We start from the raw sequence: 19546 nt of genomic DNA, 5'->3' as shown, positions 1-19546 counted from the left end.
GATTTTGATTTTTCAAAAGTAAGAAAGGAAAATCCCCGAAGGAAAGGGACTTCCCTACTCTTTTTAGGTATTTACCCTATTCTTTCTTCACTTTTATCCGTCCTGTCGCCCGGCAAGGTATTCCGTTCTCGGTAATACCTTCCAATATGTATTCCATATCATGTTTCATATCCGTGGTGTAGAAAGATACTTTGGCATGTCCGGTAGAATCGGTTTGTATCTTGGGATTCCAATAAACGGTGGTTCTGAAATCAGTTTTATCGGCTTGTAACGAATCGGGCACATCGTATTTGGGTGAATAAAACTCTGCCGGCTTTTGGTAGCCTAACGGATAGAGAGTAGCCAGACCGAGTGAGGGGCGGAAGTAGTGAGCTATACCCCCTTTTTTTAATTCGATAAGGATCACTCCTCTATATTTGTTCATTTGAGCCGTTATGAATTCGTCATGCATGGGTACATATAGAGGCACCTCAGAGGCTTCTTTAAAGAAGGAGATTGATGCAATCTCTTCAGCCATATAGAATCGTAATTCATCGTATTGAATCAGTTTCATGTCAACAGCAAATCGTAGTGGCTTTCCTCTATACCAAAAATGGTCTTCCTCTACCATAGTGATGCCAGGGAAACGTTGCATGATGGCAGTATGTATTATGTCTGCCACGGATTTATTCTTATATTCTTCCTCGATCGTTTTGTCTGTTACAACATAATCCGCATAAGCGGCAAATTCACCTGCCAACTTACCGGTCTGACTGATATATTTTTGTGTCACAACGATGTCATCTAATACAATCTCTTTACTTATATCGTTTTGTATATATGTTTCTTTGTATAGCCTAAGGTGTGCCTCCACTTCCTCAAAGTGGTGTGGATTTGGGATAAATAGGTTTCTTGTGTCGGGAAATATCTCCGGTGACGGATAAATCATGATTCCTTTTGCTTTTCCTTTCTTATTAACTGCATTGATTGTGAATGGCGTACTATCCGGAAATTCAATTCCTTCGAAAACATAATTTCCGGAGGTATCTACTTTTGCATGTATGGCTTTCAACTTATCAGTGAATCCTACTACTTCTGCCCCCTTAATTTTCTTTCGGAGAAAAGGTTTTACTCTTCCACTCAAAGCCTGTCCCCGCTCTAAAGGTATTTTCATTTCCGGTACTTGTTGTTGTAAGATGTTCGGTAAATTATAGCGTCTCCATCCTTGCGTAAGCATTAGGAGATCTAAATGCTCGTTGACTACCTTGTTATCACTTGTGAAATAATATCCGGGTTTTTCGATGTGTCCTTTGATTTCTGATTTCAGTAATAATTGGCTGATGATATGGTTATTCAGAGAATCCCATTTCACAACTTTCGCATCAGTAACAGACAGGGAAAATTCTCCTTTCTGTCCGGTATTTAGTAGCATTTCCACTCTCTCTCGTTTTCCGTATTCCTGTGAATTGGTTTTAATTTGTACAGCCGGGCTATGTGCTTTCTTGACATATAACATTCGTTCGCAGAATACGTTTCCTATCCGGTCGACGACGGCAACATTCAAGATACCTTCAGGGCATTGGCTTAAAGAAAACTTTCCGCTTCTTTTCTCTTCGGTCAGTTGTCTGGTTACGGAAATCATTCCACGTGTATGGGCAATTAGAAATAAACTATCCGTTGAGTATGCCGTATGATTCTCAATAGAGTAGAGGCAATTTTCCTCTTTAATGTTAAGCCGGAGTGTCATTCCCTCAATTCGTGCTTCGGGAAGTTTGAGCTTTTTCTCAACACCCTCCCGGTTAGTTACCACAGCATAATATATACTATCTTTGTGAGGCCACAGTGCAAACTTTCCCATACCGTCATGCTGGGTGTGTATTTGGGCTATTTCATTTCCTCCTTCGCTGATCACTTTTCCCGAGATGTGTTCACATAGTCCGTCTGGACCGATCGCTTTGAAAGCTACAAATTGCCATGTCTCTGTTAATAATGTGCCGCTTTCCGGGAAGAACTGTACATCAAAATCTTTTTTGAGGTTAGGAATAACGAAATTCTGTTCGTGCGAGATGATCCATTTCTGATCGAAAATGGTTGCTGTCAGCTTCTGCTTATCAGGTTTTTCTTCATTCAACCGAATGTTGAATCGTATTTCTCCCTCATTATTAGTGACAGAATAGTTTTTTCTATATTTACGTCCGTCTTTGGTGTATGTAAAATCTATTCTTCGTCCTTTGATAGCTGAACCGTCGCTATATGTATATTTGGCAACGGCTTGTAATCTGTCTTTTTCGATAGGAATATATTTTATAGTGAGTAGCTGGGGTGTTTGCTTCACTCGTTCAATAGTAATATTTTTTTGGAAGAAGTATTCCGGCACTTCGTTTCTCATCCAATTTGTATAGGCACGGAGTGCATACTCTCCGGCGAGGATGTGCTCGTTTAATTTGATATATCCTTGAAATCCGGCAGAATCTTTTTTTAGCTTTATTCTGTTTAGTATTTCATTTTGCTGATTTATGAGTTCTACATAAACAAAGTTGCTGGGTGAGGGTTGAAGTAATTGTGCATTCACTACAAAAGCTTTCATCCAGATGGGGTCTTCTACTACATAATAGGGCTTGTCAGTTTGTACATAAATGTTTTCGGGGAGCGTCTTGATTAAATATTGAGTGAACTTTTGGTTTAAATTATTGTAGATATCTTGAGCTTGAATGCATATGGCATATAAAGAAAATATTAAATAGATGCATGTTTTCATATAATATTAAAAAGTGCATGCAGGTTAGTGTGATAGTAAATTGGGTTTCACTAACTTGCTTGCTGTGATTGAATGAAATTTGTTCAATTGATTTTACAAAAGTAGCCGAATTGTATGTGGGGTGTCATGTCTGTTTTGATGTTTACACTGTCCTTTCTGTCATTTGTTTTGCATGGGTTGGGTAAAAGGATTACATGTACGTTAACTGGGGGAGAGGCCGGGAGAAGAAGTGGTAGGTTTTAAGAAAAAGTACAATATTGTTTTTCGGCAGGTGTTTTTTATTCTTCAGAATACCTGCCCTATGATATTTTTACTGCCTTCACTCCCTTCACCTTTTTCGCTTAATCGCTTTATTCATCGGTAATACAGGGTGAAGGGCTGCTCCCGTTCTCCAGTCTTTATGCAAATGTCTTCCAAGTACTGTGTTTACGGCTTGTAAGCACCGTGGATACTACTCGTAGGCACCATGCATATGGACGGTGCGCATTATGCTTGGAAAACCAGATTGCACCTTCACCCTGTATTACCGATGAATAGAGCGGTTAAGCGAAAAAGGTGAAGAGAGTGAAGGGGGTAAAAACGATGTGGATAATGTACCGAAATAGTCAAAATTGATGCGAATAGTACTCTCTTCGTTGATTACGCAAAATTTCATCATGCTCTTTATGGGCAATGTTATAATAAACTTTTTTTCTCTAATATTTTGTAGTCGAACAGATTATTTATATCTTTGCACCCGAAATGGATGAAAGGTGGAGGGGCGATTAAGCTCCTTTTTTTGTTCTTATATAGCTAATCAATGATAGAAAAGAAAACTGTTAGTCAGATTGTTGAAGAGTGGCTGGAGGGAAAAGACTACTTTCTGGTGGAAGTGACCGTAAGCCCGGATGACAAGATTGTGGTCGAGATAGACCATGCAGAAGGTGTTTGGATTGAAGATTGCGTGGAGCTGAGCCGCTTTATCGAATCGAAGCTGAACCGTGAAGAGGAAGATTATGAACTGGAAGTAGGTTCGGCTGGAATCGGGCAGCCTTTTAAAGTGTTGCAACAGTATTACAACCATGTCGGTAGCGATGTGGAGGTTTTGACGAAAGATGACCGCAAGCTGACCGGTGTATTGAAAGATGCCGATGAGGAAAAGTTTGTGGTGGCTGTACAAAAGAAAGTGAAAGTAGAAGGAGCAAAACGTCCTAAATTGATGGAAGAAGACGAAACCTTCCGTTATGATGAGATAAAATACACTAAATACTTAATTAGTTTTAAATAATTATGGCCAAGAAAGAAGAAACAATCAGCTTGATTGATACATTTTCGGAATTTAAGGAACTGAAAAATATCGATAGAACAACGATGGTAAGCGTGCTCGAAGAGTCGTTCCGTAGTGTTATCGCGAAAATGTTTGGCACTGATGAAAATTACGACGTAATCGTGAACCCGGACAAGGGGGACTTTGAAATATGGCGTAACCGGGAGGTAGTGGCAGACGAAGATTTAACAAACCCGAATATGCAGATTTCCTTGACGGAAGCACAGAAGATAGATGCTTCATATGAAGTCGGTGAAGAGGTTACTGATGAAGTGATTTTTGCAAAGTTCGGCCGTCGTGCTATTCTGAATCTCCGCCAGACGTTAGCTTCTAAGATTCTTGAGCTTGAGAAAGACAGTATTTATAATAAATATATTGATAAAGTAGGTACGATCATTAATGCAGAAGTATATCAGATTTGGAAAAAAGAGATGCTGCTGCTGGATGACGAAGGAAACGAACTGTTGCTGCCAAAGACAGAACAGATTCCGGCGGATTTTTATCGTAAAGGAGAAACGGCACGTGCAGTGGTGGCCCGTGTGGATAACAAAAACAATAATCCGAAAATTATCCTTTCGCGTACATCTCCTGTTTTCCTGCAGCGTCTGTTCGAAATGGAAGTACCGGAAATTAACGATGGCCTGATCACCATTAAAAAGATTGCCCGCATCCCCGGCGAACGTGCCAAAATTGCGGTAGAGTCTTATGATGACAGAATCGACCCGGTAGGAGCCTGTGTAGGTGTAAAAGGAAGTCGTATTCATGGCATCGTTCGTGAACTTCGCAATGAGAACATCGATGTGATTAACTATACATCGAATATCTCCTTGTTTATTCAGCGTGCCTTGAGCCCGGCAAAGATTTCTTCTATACGATTGAATGAAGAAGAACGCAAGGCTGAGGTTTTCCTTCGCCCGGAAGAGGTTTCGCTGGCTATTGGTAAAGGCGGTTTGAATATCAAACTTGCCAGTATGTTGACCGAGTACACTATCGACGTGTTCCGTGAACTGGATGAGAGTGCGCAGGATGAAGATATCTATCTGGAAGAGTTCAAAGATGAAATCGACGGATGGGTAATCGATGCTATCAAAGCTATCGGAATCGATACGGCTAAGGCAGTATTGAATGCACCTCGTGAGATGTTGATCGAAAAGACGGACCTGGAAGAGGAAACTGTGGACGAGGTATTACGTATTTTGAAATCGGAGTTTGAAGACAATGAATAATTTCATTTACGATTAGACTGTTTACGATTTGCGATTGGAGCTGCTCTCTATATTGTGGGTTGTAGATGAAAGGAAATTAAATGTCTGATCGTCAATCGTGAAATCGTAAATATCTTCGCTCCATTATTCTTTTAATTTAAAGTATGACGATAAGGTTAAACAAAGTAACAAGAGATTTGAATGTAGGAATCGCAACGGTAGTTGAGTTCCTGCAAAAGAAAGGGTATACCGTTGAGGCAAACCCGAATACAAAAATTACCGAGGAACAGTATGCTATACTCGTGAAAGAGTTTAGCACGGATAAGAATCTTCGGCTTGAATCAGAACGTTTTATCCAGGAACGTCAGAACAAGGATCGTAATAAGGCATCGGTGTCTATCGATGGTTACGAAAAGCAGCCGGAGAAGTCTAAGGCGGATGATGTTATCAAGACAGTCGTTCCCGAAGATGCACGTCCGAAGTTTAAACCTGTCGGAAAAATTGATTTGAATAAATTCAACCGGAAAGTAGAAAAAGAACCGGTAAGCGAATCTAAACAACAGTCGCAACCTCAAACTCAACAGCCCGCTCCGGTGGTAACTGAAGAGAAGAAAAAAGAGGAGGCAACGAAACCTGTTGTCGCCGAGGTGAAGAAAGAAGAAATCGTAGCACCGGTCGTACAGACGGAACCTGTGAAAGAAAAGGTGGAGCCTGTAGTGATAGAACAACCGAAGCCGGCGGTAGTAGAAGAAAAAGTAGTGGAAGAAGTGAAAAAGGAAGAACCGAAGGTGGAGGTGATGCCGGAAGTGACAAAAGAAGAAAAGGCAGAGCCTAAAGTGGAAACTCCGGAGACGGTTGCAACCGAGAAGCAAGAGGAGGATGTTTTCAAGATTCGTCAGCCGGAATTTGTATCCAAGATTAATGTGATCGGCCAGATTGACTTGGCTGCTTTGAACCAGTCGACCCGTCCGAAGAAAAAATCGAAAGAGGAGAAACGGAAAGAACGCGAAGAAAAGGAAAAACAGCGTCAGGATCAGAGAAAGCAGATGAAAGATGCTATTATCAAGGAGATCCGTAAAGACGACAGTAAGGTTGCTAAAAGTGCTCCTAAAGAAAATGCCGATGCAAATGGAAAGAAAAAACGCATCCGCATCAATAAGGAGAAGGTGGACGTCAACAATGTGGCTTCCAACTTTACACATCCTACTCCTAACAGTCAGAAACCTGCCGGACATGGCGGACAAGGCGGGGGACAAAACCGTAACCGTAACAATAATAAAGATCGCTTCAAAAAGCCGGTTGTAAAACAGGAAGTGAGCGAAGAAGATGTAGCTAAGCAGGTAAAAGAAACATTAGCTCGTCTGACAACGAAAGGTAAAAACAAGGCTTCCAAATACCGTAAGGAAAAACGGGAGATGGTTTCCAACCGTATGCAGGAACTGGAAAACCAGGAGATGGAAGAAAGCAAAGTGTTGAAGCTGACGGAGTTCGTAACAGCCAATGAGTTGGCGAGTATGATGGATGTATCTGTTAATCAGGTTATCGCTACTTGTATGAGTATCGGTATAATGGTTTCTATCAACCAGCGTCTGGATGCGGAAACGATTAATCTGGTGGCAGAAGAGTTCGGCTTTAAGACGGAATATGTAAGTGCGGAAGTGGCACAGGCTATCGTCGAAGAAGAAGATGCGGAGGAAGATCTGGAACCGCGTGCGCCGATTGTAACTGTGATGGGACACGTAGACCATGGTAAGACTTCATTGCTCGACTATATCCGTAAGGCGAATGTTATCGCCGGTGAGGCGGGTGGTATCACACAGCATATCGGTGCCTACCACGTGACAATGGAGGACGGACGTAAGATTACTTTCCTGGATACTCCAGGTCATGAGGCATTTACGGCTATGCGTGCCCGTGGTGCGAAAGTGACGGATATCGCCATCATCATTGTTGCGGCTGACGATAATGTGATGCCGCAAACGAAGGAGGCTATCAACCATGCAATGGCTGCCGGTGTTCCTATCGTATTTGCCATTAATAAAGTGGATAAGCCGACGGCTAATCCGGATAAGATAAAAGAAGAATTGGCTGCTATGAATTACCTTGTGGAAGAATGGGGTGGTAAGTATCAGTCACAGGATATCTCTGCCAAGAAAGGTCAGGGCGTTAGCGAGTTGATGGAAAAAGTGTTGCTTGAAGCTGAAATGCTGGAGCTGAAAGCTAATCCGAACCGTAATGCTACGGGATCTATCATTGAATCTACTTTGGATAAAGGGCGTGGCTATGTGGCTACGGTACTTGTATCCAACGGTACGTTGAAAGTGGGGGATATCGTGTTGGCAGGAACAAGCTACGGGCGTGTGAAAGCCATGTTCAATGAACGTAACCAGCGTATTAAGTCGGCCGGTCCTTCGGAGCCTGCATTGATTTTGGGATTGAATGGTGCGCCGGCTGCCGGTGATACTTTCCACGTGGTAGAGTCCGATCAGGAAGCACGTGAAATTACCAATAAGCGTGAGCAGTTGCAACGTGAACAGGGCTTGCGTACGCAGAAGATTCTTACATTGGATGAGTTGGGCCGTCGTATTGCGTTGGGCAACTTCCAGGAATTGAATATTATCGTGAAAGGTGACGTGGATGGTTCTGTAGAAGCTCTGAGCGACTCACTGATCAAACTTTCCACTCCGCAGATCCAGGTGAATGTGATCCATAAGGGGGTGGGACAGATTTCCGAATCGGATGTATCTTTGGCTGCTGCTTCTGATGCTATCATTATCGGATTCCAGGTTCGTCCTTCCGGTTCTGCTGAAAGAATGGCTGACAAAGAAGGTGTGGATATTCGCAAATACTCGGTTATTTACGATGCTATCGAAGAGGTGAAAGCGGCTATGGAAGGTATGTTGGCTCCGGAAGTGAAAGAGGTGGTTACTGCCACTATCGAGGTTCGTGAGGTGTTCAATATAACGAAAGTCGGTACGGTTGCCGGGGCGATGGTAAAGACCGGAAAAGTGAAACGCAGCGACAAGGCGCGCTTGATTCGCGACGGTATCGTTATCTTCTCGGGTGCTATCAACGCATTGAAACGTTTCAAAGACGATGTGAAAGAAGTCGGCACGAATTTCGAGTGCGGTATTAGTCTGGTAGGTACAAACGACCTGAAGATAGGCGATATGATCGAAACTTATGAAGAGGTAGAGGTAAAACAAACGCTATAAGCCTTATTTAGTTGAAAGTTGAGAGTTGAAAGTTGAAAGTTACTTGCAGTGTGATAGCAGCACTGTTGGTTTTTAACTCTCAACTCTCAACTGTATTCAGACTTTCAACTTTTAACTTTCAACTGTATTTATGGCAACTATCGATATTGTGATTTTGGTTATTGTTGGTGCCGGTGTGGTTGTTGGCTTTATGAAGGGTTTCATTAGGCAGCTTGCTTCCATATTGGGACTAATCGTGGGATTGCTGGCGGCAAAGGCGTTGTATGTGTCATTGGCTGAGAAGCTTTGTCCTACGATAACCGATTCGATGACAGTTGCGCAGATTCTTGCTTTTGTTATCATCTGGATTGCTGTGCCACTAACTTTTACTTTAGTGGCATCTTTGTTGACAAAAGCGATGGAGGCTGTTTCTTTGGGATGGCTGAACCGTTGGCTTGGCAGTGGTTTGGGAGCATTGAAGTTTCTGTTGCTTACCAGTCTGATAATTTGCGTAATAGAATTTATCGATGCAGATAACACATTGATTAGTAAAACAAAGAAGGAGGAATCTGTGTTATATTATCCTATGGAAAGGTTTGCGGGAATATTTTTCCCTGTGGCAAAAGAAGTGACACAACAATATATACTCAATTAAATGATGCAACAAGAAGAACCCAATAAATATGTAAAGGAACTTACGCAGGAGAAGTATAAATATGGCTTCACTACGGAGGTACATACGGATATCATTGAGAAAGGACTCAATGAAGACGTTATCCGTCTCATTTCTTCCAAAAAGGAGGAGCCGGAATGGTTACTGGAGTTCCGTTTGAAAGCGTATCGCCATTGGCTGACGTTAGAGATGCCTACTTGGGCGCATCTCCGAATTCCTGAAATAGATTATCAGGCAATATCTTATTATGCCGACCCGACAAAGAAGAAAGAAGGGCCGAAAAGTATGGATGAGGTAGATCCGGAGTTGATAAAAACGTTCAATAAATTAGGTATCCCGTTGGAAGAGCAGATGGCGCTGAGCGGGATGGCGGTGGATGCTGTGATGGACTCTGTTTCTGTAAAGACTACTTTTAAGGAGACATTGATGGAGAAGGGAATTATTTTCTGCTCATTCAGTGAGGCGGTTCGTGAACATCCCGACTTGGTGAAGAAATATCTTGGCTCGGTGGTTGGTTATCGTGATAATTTCTTTGCAGCTTTGAATTCGGCTGTATTCTCCGACGGTTCATTTGTCTATATACCGAAAGGCGTTCGCTGTCCGATGGAACTTTCGACTTATTTCCGTATCAATGCGGCAAATACAGGGCAGTTTGAACGTACTTTGATCGTGGCCGATGAAGATTCGTATGTCTCTTATCTGGAAGGATGTACCGCACCGATGCGTGATGAAAATCAGTTGCATGCCGCCATTGTGGAAATCATGGTGCACGATCGGGCTGAAGTGAAATATTCTACTGTTCAGAACTGGTATCCGGGTGATGCCGAAGGAAAAGGAGGTGTTTATAACTTTGTGACGAAGCGTGGTAACTGTAAGGGAGTAAATAGCAAACTTTCGTGGACACAGGTAGAGACCGGTTCGGCGATTACCTGGAAATACCCTTCCTGCATTCTTTCCGGTGATAACTCTACAGCCGAGTTTTATTCGGTGGCAGTGACAAACAATTATCAACAGGCAGATACCGGTACGAAGATGATACATCTTGGAAAGAATACCCGCAGTACGATTGTAAGTAAGGGAATTTCGGCCGGAAAGAGTGAGAACTCCTATCGTGGTCTGGTTCGCGTATCCGAGAAAGCGGATAATGCTCGTAATTATAGTCAATGCGACTCACTGCTGTTGGGCGATAAATGTGGCGCCCATACTTTCCCTTATATGGATATTCATAATGAGACGGCTGTAGTGGAACATGAAGCTACAACCAGTAAAATCAGTGAAGACCAGATATTCTATTGTAATCAGCGCGGTATCCCGACTGAGGATGCTATCGGGCTTATTGTAAACGGATATGCCAAAGAGGTGCTTAACAAGCTTCCGATGGAGTTTGCCGTGGAGGCACAAAAACTACTGACGATATCGTTGGAAGGCAGCGTGGGATGATTGGACGGTCAGACGATTTACGATTTACAATTGAAACTGGATTGTAAATGCGGATCGTCTTAGAAGTATTACCAATCGTAAATCGTAAATTGTAAAATCGTAAATATAATCATGTTAGAGATAAAAGACTTACATGCCAGTATTAATGGCAAAGAGATATTGAAAGGCATCAACCTGACTGTGAATGCAGGAGAAGTACATGCTATCATGGGGCCCAATGGTTCGGGTAAGAGTACGCTTTCTTCCGTGCTGGTGGGCAACCCGGCGTTTGAGGTGACGAAGGGGAGTGTGACTTTTTATGGTAAGAATCTGCTGGAGTTGAGTCCGGAAGCCCGTAGCCATGAAGGCATTTTTCTTAGTTTCCAGTATCCGGTAGAAATTCCGGGAGTGAGTATGGTGAATTTCATGCGTGCGGCTGTGAATGAACAACGTAAGTATAAGGGACTTCCTGCCCTGACGGCCAGTGAATTCTTGAAACTGATGCGGGAGAAACGGGCAGTGGTAGAATTGGATAACAAGCTTGCCAACCGTTCGGTGAATGAAGGCTTTTCCGGTGGCGAGAAGAAACGTAACGAAATATTTCAGATGGCTATGCTCGAACCGCGTCTCAGTATCCTTGACGAAACAGATTCCGGTTTGGATATCGATGCACTTCGTATCGTAGCTGAAGGGGTTAATAAATTGAAAACTCCCGATACGAGTTGTATCGTTATCACTCACTACCAGCGTCTGTTGGATTATATCAAACCGGATGTCGTACATGTGCTTTATAAAGGACGTATCGTGAAGACCGGCGGCCCGGAACTGGCGCTTGAGTTGGAAGAGAAAGGATACGATTGGATTAAGAAAGAGGTTGATGATTTATAAATCATAATCTATAACTCATAAATCAATAAGATGACTGTAGAACAACAATATATAGATTTATTTTCTCAAACGGAAGCTATGATTTGCCGGCATAGTGCTGAGGTGATGAATGCACCGCGTGCTGCGGCTTTTGCCGATTTCGAGCGGTTGGGGTTTCCGACACGCAAGCAGGAGAAATATAAATACACGGATATCAGCAAATTCTTTGAACCCGATTACGGACTTAATTTGAACCGGTTGGAGATTCCGGTGAATCCTTATGAGGTGTTCAAATGCGATGTGCCGAACATGAGTACGTCTTTGTTCTTTGTGGTGAACGATGCGTTCTATAGCAGGAAGCTGCCTAAATCTCACTTACCAGAGGGAGTATTGTTCGGTGGATTGAAAGAAATGGCGGAACAGCACCCTGAGTTGGTGAAGAAATATTATAGCAAACTTGCTGATACTTCAAAAGACGGAGTGACGGCTTTCAATACAGCTTTCGCTCAGGACGGAATATTGATGTATGTGCCTAAAAATGTGATCGTTGAAAGACCTGTTCAGTTGGTAAATATTTTGCGTGCCGATGTTAATTTCATGGTAAACCGTCGTGTGCTGATAATCCTTGAAGATGGAGCGCAGGCACGTCTGCTGATTTGTGACCATGCTATGGATAATGTAAATTTCCTGTCAACACAGGTTATCGAGGTGTTTGCCGGAGAGAACTCTGTATTCGATCTGTATGAACTGGAAGAGACGCATACAAGTACGGTACGTATCAGTAACCTTTATGTACGGCAGGAAGCAAACAGTAATGTACTGTTGAATGGTATGACATTGCACAACGGTACTACCCGTAACACTACTGAAGTGACCCTTGCCGGAGAGGGAGCGGAAATAAATCTTTGCGGTATGGCCATTGCAGACAAGAACGAGCATGTGGATAATAACACCATGATAGACCATGCAGTTCCTAATTGTACCAGCAATGAATTGTTCAAGTATGTACTTGACGATCAGGCTGTCGGTGCTTTTGCCGGATTGGTATTGGTACGTCCGGATGCACAACATACAAATTCACAGCAGACTAACCGTAATCTGTGTGCTACACGTGATGCCCGTATGTATACACAACCGCAGTTGGAGATCTATGCCGATGATGTGAAGTGTTCTCATGGCGCTACGGTAGGTCAGTTGGATGAGGGTGCTCTTTTCTATATGCGTGCGCGTGGTATCTCGGAAAAGGAGGCCCGCCTGTTGCTGATGTTTGCTTTTGTGAATGAGGTAATAGATACGATCCGTCTGGATGCCTTGAAAGATCGTTTACACCTGTTGGTGGAAAAACGTTTCCGGGGTGAACTGAACAAATGCCAGGGATGTGCAATATGCAAGTAAATTGGTGGTAACTAATTATTTATCACAACTCACTAATCATTACCATTATGGATATACAAAAGATACGTGAAGATTTTCCTATTCTTGACCGTACGGTTTATGGGAAACCTTTGGTTTATTTCGATAATGCGGCAACTACGCAGAAACCTCGTTTGGTGATTGATTCTATTGTTGACGAATACTACTCCGTCAATGCAAATGTGCATCGTGGAGTGCATTATCTCTCCCAACAGGCTACGGAGTTGCATGAGTCCTCCCGTGAGACTGTCCGTCGGTTTATCAATGCCCGGAGTACGAACGAAATCGTTTTTACCCGTGGTACGACAGAGAGCATAAACTTACTTGTTTCCAGCTTTGGTGAGGAATTTATGCAGGAGGGGGATGAGGTGATTGTTTCTGTCATGGAACATCATAGTAATATCGTGCCTTGGCAATTGCTGGCTGCACGCAAGGGTATTACCATCAAGGTGATTCCGATGAACGATAAAGGTGAGCTACTGCTGGATGAATATGAAAAACTGTTTTCGGAAAGGACGAAGATTGTCAGTGTAACCCAAGTTTCCAATGTGTTGGGAACGGTCAATCCTATTAAAGAGATGATTGCTACAGCCCATGCACACGGGGTGCCTTTCTTGGTGGATGCGGCTCAGTCTGTTCCTCACCTGAAAGTGGATGTACAGGAACTCGATGCGGACTTTCTTGTTTTTTCTGCTCATAAAGTATATGGACCTACCGGTGTCGGTGTTCTTTATGGAAAAGAGGAATGGCTCGATCGTCTGCCTCCTTATCAGGGTGGAGGGGAGATGATACAACATGTCTCTTTTGAGAAAACAACTTTCAATGAACTTCCTTTTAAGTTTGAAGCCGGTACACCCGATTATATAGGTACGACCGGATTGGCAAAAGCACTCGACTACGTCACTGGGCTCGGTATCGAAAATATTGCGGCCCATGAGCACGAGCTGACGGTTTATGGTACGAAATTATTGGAGGAGATACCCAATATCCGTATCTTTGGGCAAGCAGAACATAAAAGCAGTGTTATCTCCTTTCTTGTGGGGGATATTCACCATTTTGATATGGGAACTTTACTTGATAGGCTGGGTATTGCCGTGCGTACCGGGCATCATTGTGCACAGCCTTTGATGCAGCGTCTCGGTATAGAGGGTACAGTGCGTGCTTCGTTTGCCATTTACAATACGAAGAAAGAGGTAGATGCACTTGTAGCCGGTATAGAGAGAGTGAGTAAGATGTTCTGATTTGGATCGGTAAAATATGGCCGTAAGGCGTAAATAACATAGACTATGAAACATAAACTGCTAAACTATTTTTGTTTGTTTTTTATTTTGGCATTCGTTGCTGGATGTGAAGATAAGGAGGATATTTTTACTCCGAAAACATATAATGTATCGGGTAAGGTAGAAAAAGGGCCTTTTATTAATGGTTCTAAGATTACTGCACAGGCGTTGGATAAGAATTATAATCTGACCGGTGAAGTCTATCAAGGCGTTATTACTGATAATGACGGTTCTTTTGATTTCGGTGAGATTAATTTGAATTCTCCATATGTGTTGCTTACGGCTGACGGGTATTACTTTAATGAGGTGTACGGTGAATTGTCTGATGGTCAGATATCCATGCAATCGATTGTAAATTTGACTGATAATAAACAGGCTAATGTTAATATCCTTACTCACCTGAAGACGCAACGTATGATGCAGCTTATCAGAAACAATATCATGGATTTTGATGAGGCTGATGCGAAAGTACAGAAGGAGGTTTTGAGAAATTTTGGTTTGGAGCGCTATGCCGATCAGGATGTTTGTAATTTCTCTATTGCTTCCGGAACAGAGGAGGCCGGTGCGTTGATTGTCGTTTCATCTGCTTTGTTGAAAGATCGTAGTGATGCCGAATTGACGGAATACCTTGCTATGTTGAGTTCCGAATTCAAAGCGGAAGGTAGGTTTATGGATGATACTAAAGAGAAAATCCGAGAGAGTTCCATGTTATTGAAAGTAAATGAGATTTCGGATAATATCATTAGACGCTATAAAGATTTAGGTGTGGAAGTTACTGTTCCCAATTTGAATTATTTCATTGATTGGGATGGAGACGGTATTGCCGGCAATGAACCGGATGCCGGTGGTGATGTGACACTGACTCTTGATAAGGAAGAATTGGAAATCCCTGCTGAGGGCGGGACTTTCCGTGTTAAGATAGACTGTAAGGTGCCGGTTACTTTGGAAAAACCGGCGGGTATACCCGGAGAGTCTATATCAGTGGAAACCTTGAAGATTTTTAAGTTTTCCGATATCGATTATACGGGAACCATTCAGGAAAATGAGTTGGAGATTGTGGTTCAACCGGCTGCCGGTGCTTTGGTGAGAGATAAAACGATTACGGTTTATACTACGAGTGGAAGGCTTTCGGTAGATCTTAGACTTACGCAAAAAGGAGATCCGTCTAAACCGGTGGAATTTGGAGAGGATGGTCAGAAAGTGATTACCGGCATAGCTCTTATGATGGCAACTTCCATGCAGGATTTCTCTAATTTGGATGGCTACTATACACAAAGTTTTGACGGTAGAAGTACGGCTTATCGTTTTATTTACGAACATACATTGACACCTTCTGACAGTAAACTTTATAGTGTTTGGGGCAATGTGTATAGTACCATTAGCAGAATTAAAATATTTGATAGTTTGCTTGAAAGGAGTGGAGTGACTGAGATTCCGCCTTTTATGGCTTACATCCATCAATTGGCTGCCGTTCAGTATTTTCAGTTGGCATCTTGGTGGGAGAACGTTCCTTATGTGATAAGTTATGATAATTCGTTTGCTGTCACCAAGCAGTTGGTTAGTAGAGACTTGTTCGCGAATTTAGTGGAGGATTTGAATTATTGTGTGGAACACAGCAAACTGGAACCGGGTAAATTTGACTCTTCGGAAAGTTTCTTATATCCATCACAAGGCGCTTCGTTGGCTTTATTGGCAAAGATGTATCTGCATCAAAAGTCTTATGATCAAGCTTATGCTCATTTAAAACGAATCATTGATAGCGGTGTATATGCTTTGGAACTGTCTTCGAGTGCTTCTCTTACCCGAAATTCAAGAGAACTTATTTGGGGGTTGTTGACCAGCGCACAACCGGAATCGTATGAAAATGTATTGAAAGAGAATGATTATGTGCCTTTCGTTACTTACACTGAGGTACTGCTGTCTGCATCCGAGTGTGCTTATCGTTTGGGTAATCAAGGCGAAGCTATGGATTATCTGAATCGTGTACGGCAAGCCCGTAATTTACCGCCGGTCAGTGGAGCCGATTTTATTGAATCTTTGCGTTCTACCTGGCAAAGTGAGTTGAAAGGCTTTGGCAGTTACTTCGCTTTCTTGCGTCGTAATGATCTTGCTACCGGACAGTTGAAGATAGAGAGCTATCAGCAGCTTCTGCCTATCCCTCAGCAAGAGATAGATTATCCGGATTCGAAACTTATCCAGAATCCCGGATGGGGAAAAAAACAGGAAGAAACTGCAACTTTTTAGGTCGTTTGTACGTCTAATTTGGTACAAGTAAACTAAAAAAGAAAAGAGTATGTTAGTAACAACCACTCCCATTATTGAAGGGAAAAGAATAATTCGTTATTATGGTATCGTTTCCGGTGAGACGATTATCGGTGCCAATGTGTTTCGTGATTTTTTGGCGGGTATCCGCGATTTTGTAGGCGGACGTTCCGGAGCATATGAGGAGGTGCTGAGACAGGCGAAAGATACGGCAATTAGAGAGATGGAAGAACAAGCTGCCCGTTTGGGAGCCAATGCCGTTATCGGTGTCGATCTGGATTATGAAACCGTAGGAGGTAGCGGAAGCATGCTAATGGTGACAGCTACCGGAACTGCGGTAACCATCGAATAGAATATAAAACTCCCCCGATTGTCAGGCAGGAAATCAAACTGCACTCCAAAAGTTTCGTGGTTAACTTTTGGAGTGCGGTTCAAAAGCCGGTATCGGGGGAGTTTTAGTCTCTTTGTGTGACCTTTTTGTTTTATTTAGTGTGAACAATGGTCGCACAATCCTTTTATCACGTAGTTAATACTTTCTGCTGTAAAGTGCTGGGGAAGACTTACGGTGGGTATATGGATATTCCGCAAACAATATGTCCGATGACAGTTTGTACAATAAAAGTGTACATGTAAATCGTCAATATCACAATTACATTCATTGCCGCAGACTGCATATTTCAGTGAACCGGAACCGTCGTCTATACCATGTATCAGATGATGTTTCAGAAAGAGGTTGATGGTACGTGATAGTGTGGATTTATCCACTGTATCCAAGTATGTTTCCAGGTCGAGCAGGCTGAAAGCACGGTCAAACTGCATCATGGCGCGAAGGATAAGCAACCGCATGGCAGTCGGCTTGATGTTCCGTTGCGCCAGTTTTTTCAAATAAATATCTTCTTCCATAATAAGTGTTCCTTTTTTACGGTATTTTACTTTTCCCGAATACCTTTCTTTCCCCGATAGAACAATTTCCATCTTTCCACAGGAGGTCAGAATTTCTTTTTCTGTATCCGTATGGCATTAAGGATTGCGATTAAAGCAACTCCGACATCGGCGAAGACCGCTTCCCACATGGTGGCTATGCCGATAGCGCCTAATAGCAGCACTGCGAACTTAACCCCGAAAGCGAGAATGATATTCTCCCATACAATGCGTCTCGTTGCACGGCCGATACGAATGGCGGTAACTACTTTGGCGGGTTGGTCGTTTTGTATAACGATATCTGCAGTTTCGATAGCCGCGTCACTTCCCAACCCTCCCATCGCTATGCCGACATTGCTCATGGCAAGTACAGGTGCATCATTGATACCGTCTCCCACGAAGGCGATACGATTGGAGGGATTGGTTTTTAATGCTTCAATATGAGCAACTTTTCCTTCCGGTAATAGATCGCCGTATGCCTGTGATATCCCTAATTCCGTCCCTAATTTAGAAACAATTGCTTGTTTGTCTCCAGATAAGATCTGTATATTATCAATATTTAATGTTTTTAGCTCTTTGACGGCGGTTATGGCATCTTCTTTCGGAGTATCCGATAACAGCAGATAACCGGCATAGACACCATCGACAGCACAGACAACAATGGTATCTGCTATTGCGTTCAATTCCATAGGATAGGCTATTTGATAACGGGAGAGCAGTCGTGGATTTCCTACCAATACTTTGTGTCCGTCCAGATATACTTCCAGCCCATGCCCGGGGATTTCTGTTGTGGCGGAAGAGGGGAGTAGGGGGATTTCTTTCTTATCGGCATATTCACTGATGGCGCGGGCTATCGGGTGGGTGCTCTGTTGTTCGGCAGAGACGATGTATCGTAATAATTCTTCTTGGGTAGATAAGACGCTTTCTACGTGTTGTACTTCGAAAACTCCTTTTGTCAGCGTACCTGTTTTGTCGAATACCACTGTGTTTATTTGTGTGATGGCATCCAGGTAGTTGCCACCTTTAAATAGGATACCCGCGCGAGAAGCGGCTCCGATTCCTCCGAAGTATCCTAACGGGATACTGACAACGAGTGCACAAGGACAAGAGATTACCAGAAATACCAGACTTCTATAGAGCCAGTCTCTAAATATATAATCGAATGCCGGCATGCCCAGTGAGTACAAGAAAGGAATCAGAACAATCAGTACGGCCAATCCGGTTACAATGGGTGTATAAATGCGTGCGAATTTCCGGATGAACAGTTCTACGGGAGCTTTCCGTTCGTTTGCTTCCTGTACCATGACAAGTATTCGTGCAAGTGTACTTTCATTATATGGTTTACTTACAATGAGCTGTATCACACGGTCGGTGGCAATCATACCGGCAAGTACCGGTTCTCCCTTGCGGATGGTGCGCGGGCGGCTTTCACCTGTTAAAGCAGCAGTATTGAATGAGGCTTGTTCGTTTTGCATTGTTCCGTCAAGAGGGACGCGTTCTCCGGCTTTTATTTCAATGAGTTCATTTACGTTTACTGTTTCTGGATGTACTGTTTCGGGCTGCCCGTTACGTATCACGGTAGCTGTCTCCGGGCGTACATCCAACAGGGCTTTAATATTTCGTTGTGCATTCCCTACCGCACGGTCTTGAAAAGCCTCACCTATGGAGTAAAAGAGCATTACGGCTACTCCTTCAGGATATTCGCCGATACAAAATGCACCGATGGTAGCAATTCCCATCAGCATGAATTCGTTGAAAAAATCTCCTTGACGGAGCTGTTCGAAAGCTTCCCGCAATACAGGCCAGCCTGCGATGAGGTAGGCGATCGCATACCATACCAATGCACTACCCGGCAGGGTGAACCAACCGAAATGATTCATTCCCATTCCCGTTCCCAACATTATAAGACTGATAATGACGGGTAGGTTTTTACTTTTCTTCTTCTTTTCCTCCTGTATATGACAACCGGAGTGATGATTACAATTACATCCCATGACTTTTTTTCTTTTGTTGATGCAAAGGTAGGAGATTTGTGGTGCAACTGTGTTGCAAACCAGTACAAGGACGAATTTATTGATTGCCGTCTCTATATAGCCTCAGTTCGATATAATCATGATGCTACATCGCTTTTTGGAAGATAGGGAAACTATGTGGAATAAAAGTTATATCGGATCCAAGTTGAATACGGATTGTCAAGGGAGAGGCTCTCTCTCGTTCGAAATGATTTCATTGTAGTCCGTTCGAAAAGAAAGCAGAGTGTGACCATCGA

General features: G+C 43.0%; 13 protein-coding genes. 10 read left to right on the top strand and 3 right to left on the bottom strand.

All coding sequences use genetic code 11. The annotated features are described in order from the left end of the window. Positions 1-76 precede the first annotated feature (76 nt). Entirely contained in the window at positions 77-2737 is a 2661-nt protein-coding gene (locus HMPREF1532_RS07795; RefSeq protein ID WP_005927308.1) for a hypothetical protein, read from the bottom strand. A gap of 799 nt (positions 2738-3536) precedes the next feature. On the opposite strand from HMPREF1532_RS07795, the gene rimP reads away from it, so the two are divergent. The 10 genes from rimP to HMPREF1532_RS07745 all read left to right on the top strand — a co-directional run bounded on the left by rimP (position 3537) and on the right by HMPREF1532_RS07745 (position 16708). Further along, complete coding sequence (rimP, locus tag HMPREF1532_RS07790) at positions 3537-4004, top strand: ribosome assembly cofactor RimP (RefSeq protein ID WP_005927305.1); 468 nt, start codon at positions 3537-3539, stop codon at positions 4002-4004. A 2-nt stretch (positions 4005-4006) separates the two neighbouring features. After that, on the top strand, positions 4007-5269 hold the full coding sequence (gene nusA / locus HMPREF1532_RS07785) for a transcription termination factor NusA (RefSeq protein WP_005927301.1): 1263 nt from the start codon (positions 4007-4009) through the stop codon (positions 5267-5269). 143 nt (positions 5270-5412) lie between these two features. Further along, the gene (gene infB / locus HMPREF1532_RS07780) at positions 5413-8463 is read left to right on the top strand and encodes a translation initiation factor IF-2 (RefSeq protein WP_005927298.1); all 3051 of its coding nucleotides are present in this window, start codon (positions 5413-5415) and stop codon (positions 8461-8463) included. Positions 8464-8593: 130 nt separating this feature from the next. Then, complete coding sequence (locus HMPREF1532_RS07775) at positions 8594-9097, top strand: CvpA family protein (protein ID WP_005927295.1); 504 nt, start codon at positions 8594-8596, stop codon at positions 9095-9097. 3 nt (positions 9098-9100) lie between these two features. Further along, on the top strand, positions 9101-10555 hold the full coding sequence (gene sufB, locus HMPREF1532_RS07770; protein ID WP_005927291.1) for a Fe-S cluster assembly protein SufB: 1455 nt from the start codon (positions 9101-9103) through the stop codon (positions 10553-10555). Between the two features lie 111 nt (positions 10556-10666). Continuing rightward, a complete protein-coding gene (gene sufC, locus HMPREF1532_RS07765) occupies positions 10667-11422 on the top strand; it encodes a Fe-S cluster assembly ATPase SufC (protein ID WP_005927288.1) in 756 nt (251 codons plus the stop codon). 30 nt (positions 11423-11452) lie between these two features. Continuing rightward, positions 11453-12796 (top strand): Fe-S cluster assembly protein SufD, encoded by a 1344-nt coding sequence (gene sufD, locus HMPREF1532_RS07760; protein WP_005927285.1) that lies wholly within the window; start codon positions 11453-11455, stop codon positions 12794-12796. Positions 12797-12843: 47 nt separating this feature from the next. Then, positions 12844-14055, top strand: a complete 1212-nt coding sequence (locus tag HMPREF1532_RS07755; RefSeq protein WP_005927282.1) for a cysteine desulfurase — start codon at positions 12844-12846, stop codon at positions 14053-14055. Between the two features lie 45 nt (positions 14056-14100). Then, positions 14101-16338, top strand: a complete 2238-nt coding sequence (locus tag HMPREF1532_RS07750) for a RagB/SusD family nutrient uptake outer membrane protein (protein ID WP_005927280.1) — start codon at positions 14101-14103, stop codon at positions 16336-16338. 49 nt (positions 16339-16387) lie between these two features. Next, complete coding sequence (locus HMPREF1532_RS07745; RefSeq protein ID WP_005927277.1) at positions 16388-16708, top strand: heavy metal-binding domain-containing protein; 321 nt, start codon at positions 16388-16390, stop codon at positions 16706-16708. Positions 16709-16842: 134 nt separating this feature from the next. Here HMPREF1532_RS07745 and HMPREF1532_RS07740 read toward each other — a convergent pair whose 3' ends face one another. Together HMPREF1532_RS07740 and HMPREF1532_RS07735 are read right to left on the bottom strand one after the other, a co-directional pair. After that, positions 16843-17259 carry a Fur family transcriptional regulator gene (locus HMPREF1532_RS07740; RefSeq protein WP_005927275.1) on the bottom strand — a complete coding sequence of 139 codons (417 nt, stop codon included), beginning with the start codon at positions 17257-17259 and terminating at the stop codon, positions 16843-16845. Positions 17260-17345: 86 nt separating this feature from the next. Continuing rightward, entirely contained in the window at positions 17346-19271 is a 1926-nt protein-coding gene (locus HMPREF1532_RS07735) for a heavy metal translocating P-type ATPase (RefSeq protein ID WP_005927273.1), read from the bottom strand. Between the last annotated feature and the right edge of the window lie 275 nt (positions 19272-19546).

The sequence above is a fragment of the Bacteroides salyersiae WAL 10018 = DSM 18765 = JCM 12988 genome (genome assembly GCF_000381365.1).
In the GTDB taxonomy this organism is placed as follows: Bacteria; Bacteroidota; Bacteroidia; order Bacteroidales; family Bacteroidaceae; genus Bacteroides; species Bacteroides salyersiae.
The sequence above is the reverse complement of the archived record's forward strand: the minus strand, read 5'-3'. Positions and strand labels throughout refer to the sequence as shown.